The organism is Spirosoma spitsbergense DSM 19989, assembly GCF_000374085.1.
GTDB classification, from domain to species: domain Bacteria; phylum Bacteroidota; class Bacteroidia; order Cytophagales; family Spirosomataceae; genus Spirosoma; species Spirosoma spitsbergense.
Genome location: NZ_KB893554.1, coordinates 46,815 through 63,256, shown reverse-complemented (window position 1 = coordinate 63,256; position 16,442 = coordinate 46,815). Strand labels below are relative to the sequence as shown.

Here is a 16,442-nt window from a genome sequence, read left to right as displayed (position 1 = left end):
GTTATGTTTTTAGTGCTGGTTGTGTTGTGATAGTGATTAGTTTGTTGGTTATTGATATCTCTCTCTGCGGGGCAAGAAACAAAGATATTGACTGAGCAGGCGTAATAAGCTGAATCAGTCTAACGAGTCAATTGGTTGGTGCTTTTTAGGCGGGTGAACACCTCTACCTTATCGAACAGAGCCGTTAAGCCCCGTACTGCCGATGGTACTGCTGTCACAGGTGGGAGAGTAGGAAGGTGCCACCATTGAAACAAGAGTTAAGGCCTGTTCACAGTTGTGGACAGGCCTTAACCGTTTTTAAAGGATTATAGGGGTCAATTCCAATAGTTGCGGAGCATTTTGGATCAAATCATAAAGTTGTGGAGGGCATTGTATTTTTCTAAGTTTGTGTTTTTAATCAAACGGCGTCGTTTTGGAAAGTTTCTTGCCCATCATCCAGTTCCTATTGCCTGAGTTTATCCTGGAACATTTCGAGTTGACTTCTATTGACCGTCAGGATGGTGTCTTTCAAGTTCATATCGAAGAGAAAAATGCCGATCCGCACGACCCCGAACGCAAAAACCTCCTCTCCAAAGGCTTTTTTCCCACCATTACCGTTCAGGACTTTCCTATCCATGGCCATCAGGTCTTCCTGCCTATCAAGCCTCGTCGCTGGCTCAATACCAAAACAGGCAAAGTCCTCTATCGAGATTGGACTCAAGTAGCAGAAGGAACGCGGATGACTAGTGAGTTCTCCGCTTTTTTAAAAGATATCAGTCGATACCAACCCGACTAGCATTCGAGCTATTGGTGGGTTTTATGGAGTCGATGGCCGTGCTTTATTACGACAATACCGTGATTGTCAGAGTGGATTTAAAAATTGGGATCAACGCCAGCATGCTAAAGACTGGTTGCTTTACCGCAAAATGTGGGTAGGCATCTGTCTATTGACGAAACGAGCCTCTCGAGTGGGGAGTTATATACGATCCTGACCAGTAAAGCGGCTAAAGGGGGCAAATCCAGCCTGGTAGCTATTGTTGCTGGAACCAAGGCCGAAACAGTCATTGAGATCCTGCGCAAAATCCCCGAAAAGGTTCGTAAAAAAGTCACGGAAATCACCCTCGATATGGCGGGTAATATGGTCCTGATTGCCAGGAAACTTTTTCCCCTGGCCACTCAAGTTACCGACCGTTTCCATGTGCAGCAATTAGCCTTGGAGGCTAGCGGGACAGCTTACTTTTTGAACGGTATGCTACCTTGAAACGGGCTTATTAATTGAGCCAGTCACTGAGCCTTATCCTCGCGACGACCACTGACAAATTCTACGGCTTAGGGCTTTAGCCAAGCAGCATGAGTACGCCAGGCTGGTTTCAAGGCTTCGAGTCTCGTTCCATTCAGACTCACTACCCACGCATCCTCAACTACTTTGACAACCGTAGCACGAATGCCTCAGCTGAGTCGTTCAATGCTAGATCAAAGCGTTTCGTGCTCAGTTTAGAGGGGTTCACAACGGGGGATTTTTTCTGTACCATCTGACTCGGTTATATGCTTAAACCAGGATGCTCCACAACTTTTTGATTCGATCCTGTAAAAACGCACACAGCTAGGCAGTTGCTAATTCATACATTGCTGGAAGTGTAATCTTCTCAAGCAGTTGTTCTTCCAATAGTTCAGCCCAAGCATTCATATAGGCAACTACATCCTCGCGAAGGTTATGCTTTAAGAAACGCTTTTCTAGTGGGAATCGCGCCAATACCTGCCGATCATCCAGGCGTTCCAGGTGTTTCAAATCTTCCAGTTGTAAGCCAGCATTCAGCATTTCATTGATAAGAAGATCAATAGGCATCTGACTGGTCGAGCAGTAATCTTCGGCTTGTTCGTTCCAGTCACCATGGCGCTGCATTGCGTATCGGTGAATCTGGTCTTTGTTGAGTTTGGTTAATTCCTGCGCCAGATTACCGCAGTTACAGCCACCCATATGCCCCCATTGATAAGGAGCTCCCTGTAGTAGATTCCTGGCGGTTTGCCTAAGAGCGTGTATTAGTTCAGGAGTTGCACGTGCCATATTTATTGTAGTCAATAAGTGTTTATGCTTATCTATGTTACTGGCGGAACAGCATGTTTTTGTTTTTTGTTCAGCCTATTAACCAAAAAGCCCGTCGTATGACGGGCTTTTTGGTTAGCGAACCAGTTCCATTAAATCTTTGTCATTTACTTCTTTTCGGATATCCGCCATGTCCAGAAAGCGGGTGTATATTCCGTCCAGGGTTGGTTTGTCATACCTGAAACCAAGTAATTCGAGCCTGTGTTTCAGTGCATGTCTACCGCTGCGGGCTGTCAGTACGATGGACGACTTTGGAACCCCAACGTCATGAGGATTCATAATTTCATAATTCTCGGAGTGTTTAAGGAAGCCATCCTGGTGAATTCCGGACGAGTGGGCAAAGGCATTTCTACCAACGATAGCTTTGTTTGCCTGGACGGGCATACGCATCATTTGCGAAACCAGGTTGCTTACCGGGAACAAGCGTGTTGAGTCAATATTGGTATGAAGGCCTAGTTCTTTTTTTACCTTGATGGCCATCACTATCTCCTCAAGCGATGTATTTCCTGCTCGTTCGCCAATGCCATTCATGGTTACTTCTACCTGTCTTGCTCCATTCATTACACCTGCCAGTGTGTTAGCAGTAGCTAAGCCAAGATCATTATGACAATGAATGGAGATGGTCGCGTTATGAACATTGGATACGTGTTCGTAGATGTATGCGATTTTTTTACCGTATTCATCGGGTAAACAGTATCCTGTCGTATCCGGAATATTGACTACTGTAGCCCCTGCCTTAATAACGGCTTCAGTAAGTTGAGCGAGAAAAACCAGATCAGCCCGGCCAGCATCTTCAGCATAAAATTCAACGTCTTCAACGTACGTTTTGGCGTGCTTTACGGCAGCAATTGCCTGCTCCAGAATATTTTCCCGCGTGCTGTTGAATTTATTGCGAATGTGTATGTCAGATGAGCCAATGCCTGTGTGAATTCGTCCACGCTTGGCCCATTTAAGGGCTTCGCCGGCGGCATCTATATCCCCTTTTACGGCGCGGCTGAGCGCGCATATTGTTGGTTCTGTTACGGCTTTAGAGATTTCAACTACTGAACGAAAGTCGCCGGGGCTGGAAATCGGAAATCCGGCCTCGATAATATCGACACCCATCCGCTCCAGTTCTTTCGCCACTACTATTTTTTCCTCCGTAGTAAGCTGGCAGCCCGGTACTTGTTCACCATCGCGCAAAGTAGTGTCGAAAATAAAAACTCGTTGGCTCATAATCGGCTATTAATTAAAGTACTTTGATTCCTAATCATGCCAAAAGCCCCTCCTGGAAAGAAAGGGCTTTTGGGTACGTGTGTCCTTATCCCTTTCTAAAAAACGGTTAGCGTTTGCAGTCGGCAGATTAAGGAGTTAAGTGTCATTATAGTTTGCGAAATTTCGCTGAACGCGTAAATACGCTACAAAAATAACAGTTTTTATAGAGCTTGCAATAAGTTGCTTAAAAAATAAGCGATGTGTAGGTAGGTACTTACTAAGCAGCTAAGTACTGCAAAACTTGGTCCCCCATTGCCTCAGTGCCTAAGATCTTCTCGGTGGGGGTATTTTTATCCGCGATATCGCGCGTACGGAAACCGGCTTTAAGCACAGAATCCACAGCATTGACTACAGTTTCTGATTCAGTCTTCATACCGAACGATATATCAAGTAACAAGGCTACCGACAGGATTGAAGCCAATGGGTTAGCCACGCCTTTTCCGGTGATGTCGTGCGCCGATCCATGAATCGGTTCGTACACGCCCGTTGTATCACCTACCGAAGCCGAGGCAAGCATACCCATGGAACCGGCAATCTGGCTGGCTTCGTCCGTCAAAATATCGCCGAACAAATTCCCTGTTACCACCACATCAAAACGATTGGGGTCTTTAATCAATAGCATAGCGGCCGCATCAATAAATTGATGCTCAAGCGTTACGTCAGGGTATTCAGGCGCAATTGCCTGTACTACTTCCCGCCATAGCCGACTACTTTCCAGGACGTTTGCTTTATCGACAGAACATAGTTTTTTTCGACGGGTACGGGCGGCCTCGAATGCTTTTCGTACAATTCGTTCTACCTCATACTTGCTGTAAATCATGGTGTCATAGGCCGTATTGCCATCATCGAGCCGCTCGCGCTTACCGAAGTAGACATCACCAGTTAGTTCACGAAAAAACAGGATGTCAGCTCCCCGCAAAATCTCTGGTTTGATGCTCGATGCATCCAATAGCTCATCGAACAACTTGATGGGGCGAAGGTTCGCATATAACCCCAGCTCCTTACGCATCCTCAGTAGACCCTGTTCAGGCCGCACTTTCGCCGAAGGATCATTATCATACTTCGGATGACCTACTGCACCAAATAAAATGGCATCGGCAGCGCGCATTTTAGTCAGGGTTTCGCTGGGGAGCGGATCGCCCGTCGCTTCGATAGCCACGTGGCCTATCAGGGCTTCATCGTACGTAAATTCATGGCCGAATTTTTTGGCAATTGATTCCAGTACTAACTTTCCTACTTTGCTAACTTCGGCTCCAATACCATCGCCGGGAACTACAAGAATGTGTTTTTTCATTGGTTAAAAAATGAAAGAATTAAAGAGTGCGGAAGCAAAAGTGCTCTCAATCTCTTTAACTCTTTTGTGTAGCTGAATGAATTAATAGTAATAGGGTAAGGTTACCGTACACATCACGGGCGCACTGCTTCAGCAATAACATTTTTGCCTATTATCTGTCCTCCGGTAAGTTTATCGAATACTCTGCTGACAGGGAAAACAACACGGTCGTAGAAGATGACCGATTCCTTCGTGATTCGACCATCTTTGCCAAGCCATTTATACAGTAATGAAATGAAATAACCGGCAAAATCATAGTATTGGCAATTGGTAACGCGCAATCCGGCATCTTCCAGAATTTTTACCACCAGTTGCTTATCGTACCGCCGATAATGACCAACGTGCTCGTCCATATTACTGAAAATTTCCTGGCGAGCCGGCACAAAGACTTTAATGCGTCCGCCTGGCTTGAGTTTGGTGACCAATTCCTTGACTATCTCGCCATGGTGCTCGATATGCTCCAGCACGTTGATCGTGTAAATTAAATCGTATTTCTTCGTAAGCTGGCTGATATCCGTAAAAACGGGTTGTTTAATCAGGGGTAGTAGATCAGGGTCTATCTCGGCTGCGTCTATACTCCCCAGCGGAAAACGGTTGGCATATTCTCCATTGCCCGCTCCAAAATCCAGCACCGCTTCGCCGGGGTCAATATCACTGGCAACCCATTTATAAAGCCCGCCATTGTAGTTAACCGCGTGGCTCATCATGGCCAGATTGTCTGACCCGTTATATTCTGTTTTTTCGGCTGTTTGTTTTGCCTGACTCATACTAAAAGGAGAATGAATAAAACGAGATAACCAATTATGTCTTTTGGAACAGAACGCGAAGTTATTAAACGAAGCATGAAAAATGCTAAAAATTGACTTTACTGCATCACTATAGATCCTGGAAAAGTATCGAGTGGTTTCGAGGCATCAACCTCATTCTAATGTATTCAGCATTTTTTGAGTTGCTTTGATAGCGGATACTGTCTGGTCAGAATCCAGTCCACGAGTTTTAAACTCATTGTTGTTGTACTTCCAGGTAATAATTGTTTCGCAAAGCGCATCCGTCCGACCACCGGTTGGAATCCGGACAGCATAATCGGTCAGTTCGGGTAACGTCATTTTCTTTCTGCCGTAAATCTTCTTCAGGGCATTCATGAACGCATCGTACTGTCCGTCGCCCTGTGCACTCTCTTCGAATAATTCGTCTACAATTCGTACGCGCAGGGTGGCGGAGGGTTTCAGGTCTTTGGAGTGGGTCAGCACGTAATTAAGCACTTCCACCTGCGAGGCCATGGCTGTGTTATGGAGCACGTCGGCAATTACATAGGGCAAGTCTTCACGCGTAACAACTTCCTTCTGATCGCCTAATTCAATCACTCGCTTCGTTACTTTTTGCAGGTCACCTTCCGATAGCTGAATCCCCAGTTCGCGGAGGTTGTTCTCGATGTTGGCTTTCCCCGACATCTTACCCAGCGCGTAGCTGCGTTTTCGGCCAAACCGTTCGGGGAGTAGTGCGTTGAAATAAAGGTTATTTTTCTTATCGCCGTCGGCATGGATACCGGCGGTCTGGGTAAATACATTGTCGCCAACAACCGGCTTGTTATCGGGAATCCGAAGCCCCGAAAAGGTTTCTACGATCTTACTAACCTGATAGAGCGATTTCTCTACTACGCCCATTCGAACCTCCGGCATGAAATCGCGTAATACCGCAATGGCACTGGCCATGGGCGCGTTGCCTGCCCGTTCGCCCAGCCCATTCACCGTCAAGTGTATTCCGTGTGCACCCGCCCGGATTGCTTCCATTACATTGGCAATACTCAGGTCGTAATCGTTGTGAGCATGAAAATCGAAGTGCAGGGTGGGGTATCGGCTAACCAATAAGCCAACGAATTTTGCCGTTTCGACAGGGGTGAGAATACCCAGCGTGTCTGGAAGGAGGATACGCCGAATGGGTTGTGTTTGCAGGAAATCCAGAAACTGGAGTACGTAATCCGGTGAATTACGCATGCCATTGCTCCAATCCTCCAGATACACATTTGTTTGCAAATCCTGCTGCTGTGCCTGACAGATAACCTGTTGAATGTCGGCGAAATGCTGCTCGGGTGTTTTCTTGAGCTGATGGGTCAGGTGATTCATCGACCCTTTTGTGAGGAGGTTCATCACTTTGGCACCCGATGCCTGCATCCAGTCGAGCGATGACTGACCATCAACGAAGGTCAGCACCTCAATTTTATCGAGCATGCCAACTGTGGCAGCCCAGCGGGTAATCTGCTGAACGGCCTCCAACTCCCCGGCTGATACACGTGCCGAAGCTACCTCTACCCGGTCTACCTTAACCTCCGTAAGCAACAACTGAGTTAAGGCCAGTTTTTCAGAAGCAGAAAACGACACTCCGCTGGTTTGTTCACCATCGCGGAGGGTCGTATCCATAATTTCAATGTAGCGACGTTTCATTGTCAATGGGTGAATGCGTGAATGAGCGAATGAGTGAATGATATACGCATACAATTCATTTATTCGCCCATTCACGCATTGAATTAGAAAGGTCTTGTTTCGGCGAAAGCTTCGATCTCGTTTTTCATCGACAGCAGATAGTCGATGTCATCGTAGCCGTTAGTAAGGTTATTCTTTTTGTAGCTGTTAATCGCGAAGCTTTCAGAGTCGCCTGTAGCCAGCAGCGTAATGGTTTGCTCAGGCAGGTTTATCTCCAGTTCGGTCTGGGGGTCGGCTTCGATTGCCGCGAATATCTTTTCCAGAAATTCAGGACTTACCTGAACGGGTAGTATGCCGACATTAATGGCGTTGTTGCGGAAAATATCAGCAAAAAAGCTCGACACTACACAACGGAATCCATAGTCGTAGATAGCCCAGGCTGCGTGCTCGCGGCTCGAACCACTGCCAAAATTTTTGCCCCCTACCAGAATTTTTCGGGATACCCCTTCGCTGGAATAGGTAGGATTGTTCAGGACAAAGTCGGCCTTGGGTGTATTGTCGCTGTTATACCGCCAGTCGCGGAAGAGATTATCGCCAAAGCCCTTACGCTCGGTGGCTTTCAGGAAACGGGCCGGGATAATTTGATCGGTATCTACGTTCTCATTCGGCATGGGAACGGCACTGCTTCGCAGAATAGTAAATTTGTCGTAAGCCATAATTGAAAGGTTATTTGCTCCGCGTCATTCATTGTCATTGATAGTGTGCATCATCGCACAGGGACTAATGACTAAAAATGACGCGTAGTTGTTATATAAACTGTCTGGGATCGGATACTTCGCCCGTAACGGCGGCTGCGGCTGCTACCAGCGGGCTGGCCAGTAAGGTACGGGCACCAGGACCCTGACGACCTTCAAAGTTTCGGTTTGATGTCGAAACGGCGTATTTACCGGCTGGAATCTTGTCTTCATTCATAGCCAGGCAGGCTGAACAACCCGGCTGACGTAACTCAAAACCAGCCTGCGTAAGAATATCCAGAATGCCTTCGTCCTGAATCTGTTTTTCAACGACATGCGATCCCGGTACCAGCCAGGCGGTTACGTGGCTGGCTTTCTGACGACCCTTTACAATAGAGGCAAACGCTCTGAAATCTTCGATGCGGCCATTGGTGCAACTGCCCAGGAATACGAAATCGACCGGTTTCCCCAGCATCGACTCGTTCTCGGCGAAGCCCATGTACTGAAGCGACTTTTTGTAGCTTGCGGCACCGTCTTTTATGGTGTCGGCCATTGGAATATGCTGCGTAACGCCGGTACCCAGGCCGGGATTGGTGCCGTAGGTAATTTGGGGCTCAATATCAGCCGCATCAAACGTCAGGTCCACATCAAACGTGGCTCCTTCATCCGTTTTCAGGGTTTGCCAGTATGGTACTAATTTGTCCCACTGTTCGCCCTTTGGGGATAAATCGCGGCCTTTCAGGTAGCTGAGTGTGGTTGCATCGGGGGCTATCATACCTCCCCGTGCGCCCATCTCAATGCTCATGTTACAAACCGTCATACGTCCTTCCATGCTCATGTTTTCGAACACCTGCCCTGCATATTCCACAAAATAGCCGGTAGCACCACTGGCTGAAATCTGGGCAATAACATACAGGATAATATCTTTAGACAGCACCCCTTTTCCGGGCTGGCCATTGACCGTAATTCGCATTTTCTTCGGTTTTGGCTGCATGATACACTGGGTAGCCAGCACCATCTCTACCTCCGATGTACCGATTCCGAAGGCAATGGCCCCAAATGCACCGTGTGTTGAGGTGTGTGAGTCGCCACAAACGATGGTCATGCCCGGTAGTGTAATGCCATTTTCGGGGCCTACAACGTGTACGATACCATTTTTCTGGTGCCCCAGGCCCCAGTGCGAAATGTCGTATTTGTGCGCATTACGTTCCAGCGCATCCAATTGACTGGCCGACTGAGGGTCGGCTACCGGCAAGTGCTGGTTAATCGTTGGTGTGTTATGGTCGGCGGTGGCAAAGGTGCGCTCAGAAAACAGCACAGAGGCATGACGGCCTTCGAGACCTAGAAATGCCACTGGACTGGTTACTTCGTGGATGAAATGGCGGTCGATGAATAATACATCGGGGCCGCCTTCAATTTGCCGGACAACGTGGGCATCCCATACTTTATCGAACAGCGTTTTTGGTGTACTCATGTTTATAGCGATTTATAGCTACAAAGTTGGTGGATTACTACTATACAGGCATCCCGTTACGCGTCCAGTAAATAGCGATTTTAGTTCAAGGTCTTTGTTTGGGTGTAAAACCGTATTGTTGCTTATACGCTTTTATAAAATGCGACACACTTTCGTATCCAATTTCAAGGCTCACTTCCGACACGTTTTTATTTATATTCCGTAATAGAAAATGAGCGTGTTCCAATCGCTTCTGCCGAATCCACTGGCCGGGCGAGGTATGAAAATGGTCTTCGAAGTCGCGCTTGAAAGCCGAAAGGCTCCGACCCGATAAACGTGCCAATTCATTCATCGATAGGGGTTTGAGCAGGTATGTATTCATTAAATAATCAAGCCCCGTTTTTTGTCCCTGATAAATATGCCATAGGCCGGCACGCAATTGCCCTGATTCATCCAGTTCGAACAGGTGAAGCAGAAGTTCCTGAAACTTAAGCCGTAGCAGTTCGTTCAGGAAGGGGGTTTTGGCACCAAAATAGGGTAGTAGGGAATCGATGAAGGTGGCGAACGCGGGCGACGATGAGAAAGATAGAATGAGGTCAGCGGGGAGCGTAGCCGGGGAGGCCTGAAATAGATACAGGTGTTGACTGACGAACTCTTTCAGCAATTTTTCATTCACGAAGAAAACCAGGCTCCGATAACTGGAATCAATCGATTCGTTCATCGAATAACACCCCCGCTGAAAAAAAAGAATATCCCCCTTATGAACGTGTAACTCCTGCGTGGGTGAACTAAATTTTTTCTCGCCTGCCAGAACCACAATTACGGCATGTTCTTCAAAAAATACTTCGTTCCGTTCGGGATATACGTCGCTGCGATACGCCACAAACGTCATCTCCGAGCCGTCGGACCGCAATCCGTCAGACCGCGAACTATCAGACGCATCCGGCACGGGCCGCTTAATACTCAGCGACTGGAATTGATTGGGCAGGATGGAGGAGGGAACGCGAAGCATGAGTGCTGGCTTGCCAACTTAATCTAAATAAGTTCGATAACGGATATGGATCTGCCCTTGTCGTCTCTCAGCAATGAGTAGAAAAGGTGGTTTGTAATCGATTTCAGCCGATAAAATAGCTTGCAACGTTGGAACGTGGACATCGCCAAGCAAGTGACCGGGACGAAGCCGTATGATGCCAATAAATGGCTGTTTGTTTCTAAAAACTAACGTCCCAAAATCGTCATCAAGTGTTAAAATGAGTTGATTATTGTCATACCCATACTTCAGTATTACATGATCTGGCGTGTTGCCTAACCCAACGTCGTTTACATGAGTGACATTAAAACCAGCGTTGCGTAACAGGTTTACCAACAATGGGTTGATGTTTTCATCCGCTAAAACAGCGAAACTGGCTAATGTCATTACGCGGCCAGTTCAATATCAATGATACGCTCAATTCGTAATGCATCAATTGCATAGCGAATAGCTTCCTGGACAGCTTCGGTAGAAAGTTGCGGGAATTCCCGGACAATATCGGCCACGGAAGCACCATTGGCCACTGTTTCCAGGATCAGTTCAATACTTATCCGGGTACCTTTAATGCAGGGCTTTCCTCCCAATATACCAGGCGTAGCAGAAATGTGTTGATAGGTCATTGCTATTATTATTTACACCAAAAACTGAAACAAGTTGGGTTGGTCGTTCAGGTATTCGAATACGATATTCTGCTCCTGCATCCGCTGAATGAGCGGCTCGAAGTCGTCGCGGTTCTTTAGTTCAATACCTACTACGGCGGGGCCGGTTTCGCGGTTCGTTTTCTTTGCATACTCGAAGCGGGCAATATCGTCGTTGGGACCGAGTACATTCAAAAAGTCGCGGAAAGCCCCCGATCGTTGCGGAAACCGGATGATGAAGTAGTGCTTCAAGCCTTCGTATAACAACGACCGTTCCTTTATTTCTTCCGTACGGGTAATGTCGTTATTGCCGCCACCAAGCAGGCAAACCACATTTTTACCCTGGATTTCGTCTTTAATCAGGTCCAGAGCCGCAATGGCTAGGGCACCGGCCGGTTCGGCTACTATGGCTTCTTCGTTGTAAAGCTGGAGAATGGTCGTGCAGACTTTACCTTCGGGCACCAGTAAAACGCGGTCGAGGTTTTTACGGCAAACTTCAAAGGTTATGTCGCCCGGTCGCTTAACGGCGGCTCCGTCCACAAACTTATCAATCTTGTCAAGGGCAATTACGTGTCCCTCATCAATGGAGATTTTCATGGATGGCGACCCCAGGGGTTCCACGCCGATGAGTTTGGTTTTGGGGCTGAGTTGCTTGAAAACGGTAGACACTCCGGAAGCCAGTCCACCGCCACCAATAGCCATAAGCAGGTAGTCGATTTTTACGTTGGCATCCCGCAGAATTTCCAGCCCGACCGTCCCCTGACCTTCCATCACCAGTACGTCGTCGAACGGATGTACGAAGGTGCTTTCGTGCGTGTCGACATAGACCATTGCCGCGTTATAAGCATCGTCGTACGTATCGCCGATTAGTTCGACATCCACGAACTCTTTCCCAAACATTCGGACTTGTTTTACCTTCTGGTTCGGGGTAGTGGTAGGCATGAAAATAGTGCCGTGAACACCCATTTTTCGGCAGGCATAGGCCAGTCCCTGGGCGTGGTTACCGGCACTGGCACACACAACTCCTTTGGACAGCGCATCGGCCGACAGGCTGGCCATTTTATTGTAGGCTCCGCGAATCTTATAGGAACGAACGACCTGCAAATCCTCGCGCTTCAGGAAGATATTGGCCCCATAGCGGTCCGACAGATTCAGGTTTTCCTGAAGGGGCGTATGTACAGCGACACCCTTTAACCGCTCAGCGGCCAGATAGATAGTATCGAGGTCGGGGAAGGTTGTTGGGGCAGTCATTGCGTCAACCCCCGTTATTTTGTTATTGGTTGTCATTAATCGTCATTCAGTGGTCATTGTTGACTTGTCGAAATTACGACAAATGACAATTAATGACTACTGAATGACAATTAATGACGTTTGTTAGCTGCGTTCCGGACGCAGTGACCGCACGGCCGTACCGGCCTGCCACATTTCAGAATCACGCAGTTCTGCCAGTTCTACTTCCAGCTTTTCGCGGTAGTCGGGCTGGGAGTTGCGGGTGATGCTGATTTCGGCCTGCTCCTGCGATTTTACGGAGTTGTACAGTTGCTCAAAAACGGGCTTGGTGGCATCGCGGAAAGGTTTCCACCAGTCGAGCGCACCCCGCTGGGCCGTGGTCGAACAGTTGGCGTACATCCAGTCCATGCCGTTTTCGGCCACGAGGGGCATCAGCGACTGGGTTAGTTCTTCAACCGTTTCGTTAAATGCTTCCGACGGGCTGTGGCCATTAGCCCGCAACACTTCGTATTGAGCAGCAAAGATACCCTGAATAGCGCCCATTAGCGTACCCCGCTCGCCGGTCAGGTCGGAGGTTACTTCGTTGTAGAAATTGGTTTCGAACAGGTAACCCGAACCCACGCCGATACCCATGGCAATGGCCTTGGTACGGGCGTTACCCGAGGCATCCTGGTATACAGCGAACGACGAGTTCAGGCCCTTTCCTTCAACAAACAAACGACGTAGTGAGGTGCCCGAACCTTTTGGGGCTACCAGGAATACGTCTACATCCGTTGGGGGAATGATACCCGTTTTCTCTTTGTACGTCACGCCGAAACCGTGCGAGAAATACAGGGATTTTCCCGGCTTCAGTGCGGCTTTAACGGTTGGCCAAAGTTCGATTTGAGCCGCATCGGAGAGCAGGAAGCAAATGATCGTACCACGTTCCAGAGCTTCTTCAATTTCAAAAAGTGTTTCGCCCGGTACCCAGCCATCGGCAACGGCCTTGTCGTAGGTTTTACCCTTACGCTGACCAACAATAACGTTGAAGCCATTATCCCGCATGTTCAGCGACTGGCCGGGGCCCTGTACGCCGTAGCCAATAACGGCTATTACCTCATTGGCCAGCACGTCGCGGGCTTTTTCCAACGGAAACTCTTCCCGTGTTACTACTTGCTCTTCTACTCCTCCGAAATTAATCGTTGCCATGTTTAATTGGTTTTTGTACGCGTATTGTTAGGGTGATTAGTTGATTATTGGTAGTAAGTCCACTCGCCTTCGGGCAGGTACTCGACCAGGCCTTTCTCTGTTTTGCCGACGGCAACACGACCGGAACGGACAAATTCAAGTATCTCATATTGCTTGATGTAGTCGAAAAAGGCGAAAATCTCCGTGTCATTCCCTGTCTTTTCAATGACCACATAATCAAGACCCCAGTAAACAACCCAGGCTTTATGCTCTTTATTAATCGTTTCTACATCAAGCGATTTGCTGCCCAGCGGAGTCGAAATTTTAAACAGCGCAATTTCGTTGTACACGATCTCGTCGTTGAGGTAGCCGAAAACAGCCATTACTTCCACAATCTTCCGAATTTGTCGGACGAGTTTCTCGACTTCTTCGCGCGATTCGTGCCTGATTACAACGGTAAAGCGCGATACCCCTTTACGCTCCGTTTCTGATACCGTAAGGCTTTCGATGTTGATACGTCGACGGGTGAAAATAATCGTGATGCGATTTAGCAGCCCGATGGTATTTTCGGTGAATATACAGATGGTGTATGTCATTTCGTTCATCATTGATGGTCATTCTTCGTCATTGGTAGTCATTGAGTTGTCGTTGTTGTCATCGACCGAAATTGGCCATTAATGACAAATAATGACTACTGATGATACGAGAGTGAATGACTATTTTAGTCTTATCTGCGAAACGCTGGCACCAGAAGGGACCATTGGGAATACGTTCTCTTCTTTTTCAACGATGACTTCGAGCAGGAACGGGCCGTCGTGTGCCAGCATGGTGTCCAGGGCGTTGGAGAGATCATCCCGCTCATGGCATGTCTGGCCGTCCATCCCAAATCCTCTGGCAATCGTGATGAAGTCGGGGTTCTGCAACTCCACGAACGAGTACCGCCGTTCGTGAAATAACTGCTGCCACTGGCGCACCATGCCCAGGAAGTTATTGTTCAGGATGATCGCTTTTACCGGCTGTTTGTTCTGTACAATAGTGCCCAGTTCCTGTAAGGTCATCTGAAAACAACCATCACCAATAATGGCCACTACCTGGCGGTCGGGGGCACCAACCTGCACACCAAAGGCGGCTGGCAGGGCGAAGCCCATAGTGCCCATACCACCCGACGTAACCAAACTGTTGGGTCGGCGGAACTGGTAATACCGGGAGGCCATCATCTGGTGCTGGCCTACATCCGTTACCAGGACCGCTTCTCCCTTTGTTTTGGTCGAGAGCATATCGATCACTTCGGCCATTCTGATCTTTCCTGCTGTACTGGTCAGTTCTGGAACCGTAATGGTTTCGTTTTCAATGATATCATATTTCCTGAATTCGTTCCGCCAAATGGTATGATCATTCGGGTGTACGAGCGGGATAAGTGCCTGCAATACATCTTTGGCATTACCCACAACGGGGGCGTCGGCCCGGATGATTTTGTCAATTTCAGACGGATCGATTTCAATGTGAATAACTTTGGCCTGTTTAATATATCTACTGGCATCGCCCGTAACCCGGTCATCGAAACGCATACCGATGGCGATGATCACGTCGGCCTGATCGGTCATAACGTTGGGGCCGTAGTTGCCATGCATGCCCAGCCAGCCTACATAAAGTGGGTGGTTGGTAGGAATGGTTGACTGACCCAGTAGGGTAGTAGCAACCGGAATGCCGGTTTTTTCGGCCAATATTCGCAATTCATCTTCGGCTTTGGCAATCTGCACCCCATGTCCGGCTAGGATGTACGGGCGTTTCGCTGCGTTTATTAATTCAGCGGCTGCAATCACCTGTTCCTGTTTGGCAACCATCCGGGGGCGATAGCTGACGATTGACTCACATTTTTTGTACACGTAGGGTTTGGTCATCAACTCTAGCTGCGCACTTTTGGTAATATCAATCAGTACCGGTCCCGGCCGACCTGATTGGGCGATATAAAAGGCTTTAGCGATTATCTCCGGTACTTCGTCGGCACTGGTAATCTGATAATTCCATTTGGTAATGGGCATGGTAACGCCCATAATATCGGCTTCCTGAAAAGCATCCGTACCCAGTAACTTTTTGGCCACCTGCCCAACAATGCACACCAGGGGTGTCGAATCGATCTGAGCATCGGCAATGGGAGTAACCAGGTTAGTAGCACCCGGCCCGGACGTAACCAGGCAGACACCCGCCCGTCGCTGCATGCGGGCATAGCCCTGAGCGGCATGTCCGGCACCCTGCTCGTGGCGAACAAGAATATGATTGACCCGTTCCTGGAAATCGTAGAGAGCATCATAAACGGGCATAATGGCCCCACCCGGATAGCCAAAGATCGTATCAACTCCTTCGGCTACCAGGGTCTGCATGAGCGCATGCGAGCCATTAATATAGGTTGGGATAGTCGGTATTTCCAGGGTTTCTGGTGCATTAGCAATTGCTTCCATGATGTGTTCCGTTTAAAGGTCGTATTCAGTTTGTTGTTGACGCTTCCTTACTATCTATATCACTTCTTCACTATCAGCATAATTCCTGTCGACCAGGCCATCTTTACCAGTTGCACGTCGGTTCGGGCTTCCAGTTGGCTGATCAATGATGTTGCTTTCTCATCGTGACCAGTTGGCCAGTTGGGTTGAGGCAGCATATCGTCAATGACATAAATTCCACCGGGCTTTAATAAGCTCAGCGTCTCGTCGAGATGTGCGTATTTGCCCGGCCAGGCATCCGCAAAAATCAGGTCGAACGCTAAATGATTACTCTTCACCAACCATTCATCAGCGTCGCCACATACGAGTTGTAACCTGTTGTCGTGGCCCAGATATTCCTGAGCAATGACCTGATACGATGCCTCACTGTCAATCGAAATCAGATGCGAACTGGTATCCATTCCCGCCAGTAGCCAGGCTGTTGCCAGTCCTGTTCCGGTACCGATCTCCAGCACGGAAGCTTTCGGTTTTGATGCCGCCAGCGTTTGTAGCAAAGCACCCGTTTGCACATCAGATGGCATCGAAAAGCCAATTAGCTTACTGGCTGCTTCAATGGCTTTGTAATGGGCTGGATAGCTATACGTCGTATTGTCGAACATACA

General features: G+C 48.3%; 18 protein-coding genes and 1 rRNA gene. 4 read left to right on the top strand and 15 right to left on the bottom strand.

Translation table 11 applies throughout. The annotated features are described in order from the left end of the window. Positions 1–134: 134 nt before the first annotated feature. The 4 genes from rrf (at position 135) to B157_RS40290 (ending at position 1,515) form a co-directional block, all read left to right on the top strand. Positions 135–245 (top strand): 5S ribosomal RNA (rrf, locus tag B157_RS0118770). A 167-nt stretch (positions 246–412) separates the two neighbouring features. Continuing rightward, entirely contained in the window at positions 413–775 is a 363-nt protein-coding gene (locus tag B157_RS39820) for an ISAon1 family transposase N-terminal region protein (RefSeq protein WP_084761838.1), read from the top strand. Between the two features lie 132 nt (positions 776–907). Next, complete coding sequence (locus B157_RS40295; protein WP_020604849.1) at positions 908–1,240, top strand: transposase; 333 nt, start codon at positions 908–910, stop codon at positions 1,238–1,240. Between the two features lie 89 nt (positions 1,241–1,329). Next, entirely contained in the window at positions 1,330–1,515 is a 186-nt protein-coding gene (locus tag B157_RS40290) for a transposase (protein ID WP_342664704.1), read from the top strand. A gap of 67 nt (positions 1,516–1,582) precedes the next feature. Here B157_RS40290 and B157_RS0118755 read toward each other — a convergent pair whose 3' ends face one another. From B157_RS0118755 to B157_RS0118685, 15 genes are all read right to left on the bottom strand, one after another. Next, entirely contained in the window at positions 1,583–2,044 is a 462-nt protein-coding gene (locus B157_RS0118755; protein ID WP_020604848.1) for a hypothetical protein, read from the bottom strand. 114 nt (positions 2,045–2,158) lie between these two features. Beyond that, positions 2,159–3,298 carry a 2-isopropylmalate synthase gene (locus tag B157_RS35700; protein WP_020604847.1) on the bottom strand — a complete coding sequence of 380 codons (1,140 nt, stop codon included), beginning with the start codon at positions 3,296–3,298 and terminating at the stop codon, positions 2,159–2,161. 256 nt (positions 3,299–3,554) lie between these two features. Beyond that, on the bottom strand, positions 3,555–4,631 hold the full coding sequence (leuB, locus tag B157_RS0118745) for a 3-isopropylmalate dehydrogenase (RefSeq protein WP_020604846.1): 1,077 nt from the start codon (positions 4,629–4,631) through the stop codon (positions 3,555–3,557). Between the two features lie 113 nt (positions 4,632–4,744). Beyond that, positions 4,745–5,437: a class I SAM-dependent methyltransferase gene (locus tag B157_RS0118740; RefSeq protein ID WP_020604845.1), complete on the bottom strand. Its 693-nt coding sequence runs from the start codon at positions 5,435–5,437 to the stop codon at positions 4,745–4,747. A 153-nt stretch (positions 5,438–5,590) separates the two neighbouring features. After that, on the bottom strand, positions 5,591–7,111 hold the full coding sequence (locus tag B157_RS0118735) for an alpha-isopropylmalate synthase regulatory domain-containing protein (protein WP_020604844.1): 1,521 nt from the start codon (positions 7,109–7,111) through the stop codon (positions 5,591–5,593). Positions 7,112–7,194: 83 nt separating this feature from the next. After that, the gene (gene leuD, locus B157_RS0118730; protein ID WP_020604843.1) at positions 7,195–7,806 is read right to left on the bottom strand and encodes a 3-isopropylmalate dehydratase small subunit; all 612 of its coding nucleotides are present in this window, start codon (positions 7,804–7,806) and stop codon (positions 7,195–7,197) included. A gap of 91 nt (positions 7,807–7,897) precedes the next feature. Further along, positions 7,898–9,298: a 3-isopropylmalate dehydratase large subunit gene (gene leuC / locus B157_RS0118725; RefSeq protein ID WP_020604842.1), complete on the bottom strand. Its 1,401-nt coding sequence runs from the start codon at positions 9,296–9,298 to the stop codon at positions 7,898–7,900. A gap of 85 nt (positions 9,299–9,383) precedes the next feature. Next, positions 9,384–10,289, bottom strand: coding sequence for a helix-turn-helix transcriptional regulator (locus B157_RS0118720; RefSeq protein ID WP_020604841.1), 906 nt, complete (start codon positions 10,287–10,289; stop codon positions 9,384–9,386). Between the two features lie 18 nt (positions 10,290–10,307). Continuing rightward, entirely contained in the window at positions 10,308–10,694 is a 387-nt protein-coding gene (locus B157_RS0118715) for a DUF5615 family PIN-like protein (RefSeq protein WP_020604840.1), read from the bottom strand. After that, the gene (locus tag B157_RS0118710) at positions 10,694–10,927 is read right to left on the bottom strand and encodes a DUF433 domain-containing protein (protein ID WP_020604839.1); all 234 of its coding nucleotides are present in this window, start codon (positions 10,925–10,927) and stop codon (positions 10,694–10,696) included. Before B157_RS0118710 ends, B157_RS0118715 begins: the two co-directional genes overlap by 1 nt. Positions 10,928–10,939: 12 nt before the next feature. Beyond that, positions 10,940–12,232 (bottom strand): threonine ammonia-lyase, encoded by a 1,293-nt coding sequence (gene ilvA, locus B157_RS0118705; protein WP_020604838.1) that lies wholly within the window; start codon positions 12,230–12,232, stop codon positions 10,940–10,942. Between the two features lie 87 nt (positions 12,233–12,319). Continuing rightward, a complete protein-coding gene (ilvC, locus tag B157_RS0118700; RefSeq protein WP_020604837.1) occupies positions 12,320–13,363 on the bottom strand; it encodes a ketol-acid reductoisomerase in 1,044 nt (347 codons plus the stop codon). Positions 13,364–13,407: 44 nt separating this feature from the next. Continuing rightward, on the bottom strand, positions 13,408–13,938 hold the full coding sequence (gene ilvN, locus B157_RS0118695) for an acetolactate synthase small subunit (protein WP_026308796.1): 531 nt from the start codon (positions 13,936–13,938) through the stop codon (positions 13,408–13,410). A 120-nt stretch (positions 13,939–14,058) separates the two neighbouring features. Beyond that, on the bottom strand, positions 14,059–15,801 hold the full coding sequence (gene ilvB, locus B157_RS0118690) for a biosynthetic-type acetolactate synthase large subunit (protein WP_020604835.1): 1,743 nt from the start codon (positions 15,799–15,801) through the stop codon (positions 14,059–14,061). A gap of 59 nt (positions 15,802–15,860) precedes the next feature. After that, positions 15,861–16,439 (bottom strand): O-methyltransferase, encoded by a 579-nt coding sequence (locus tag B157_RS0118685; RefSeq protein ID WP_020604834.1) that lies wholly within the window; start codon positions 16,437–16,439, stop codon positions 15,861–15,863. Between the last annotated feature and the right edge of the window lie 3 nt (positions 16,440–16,442).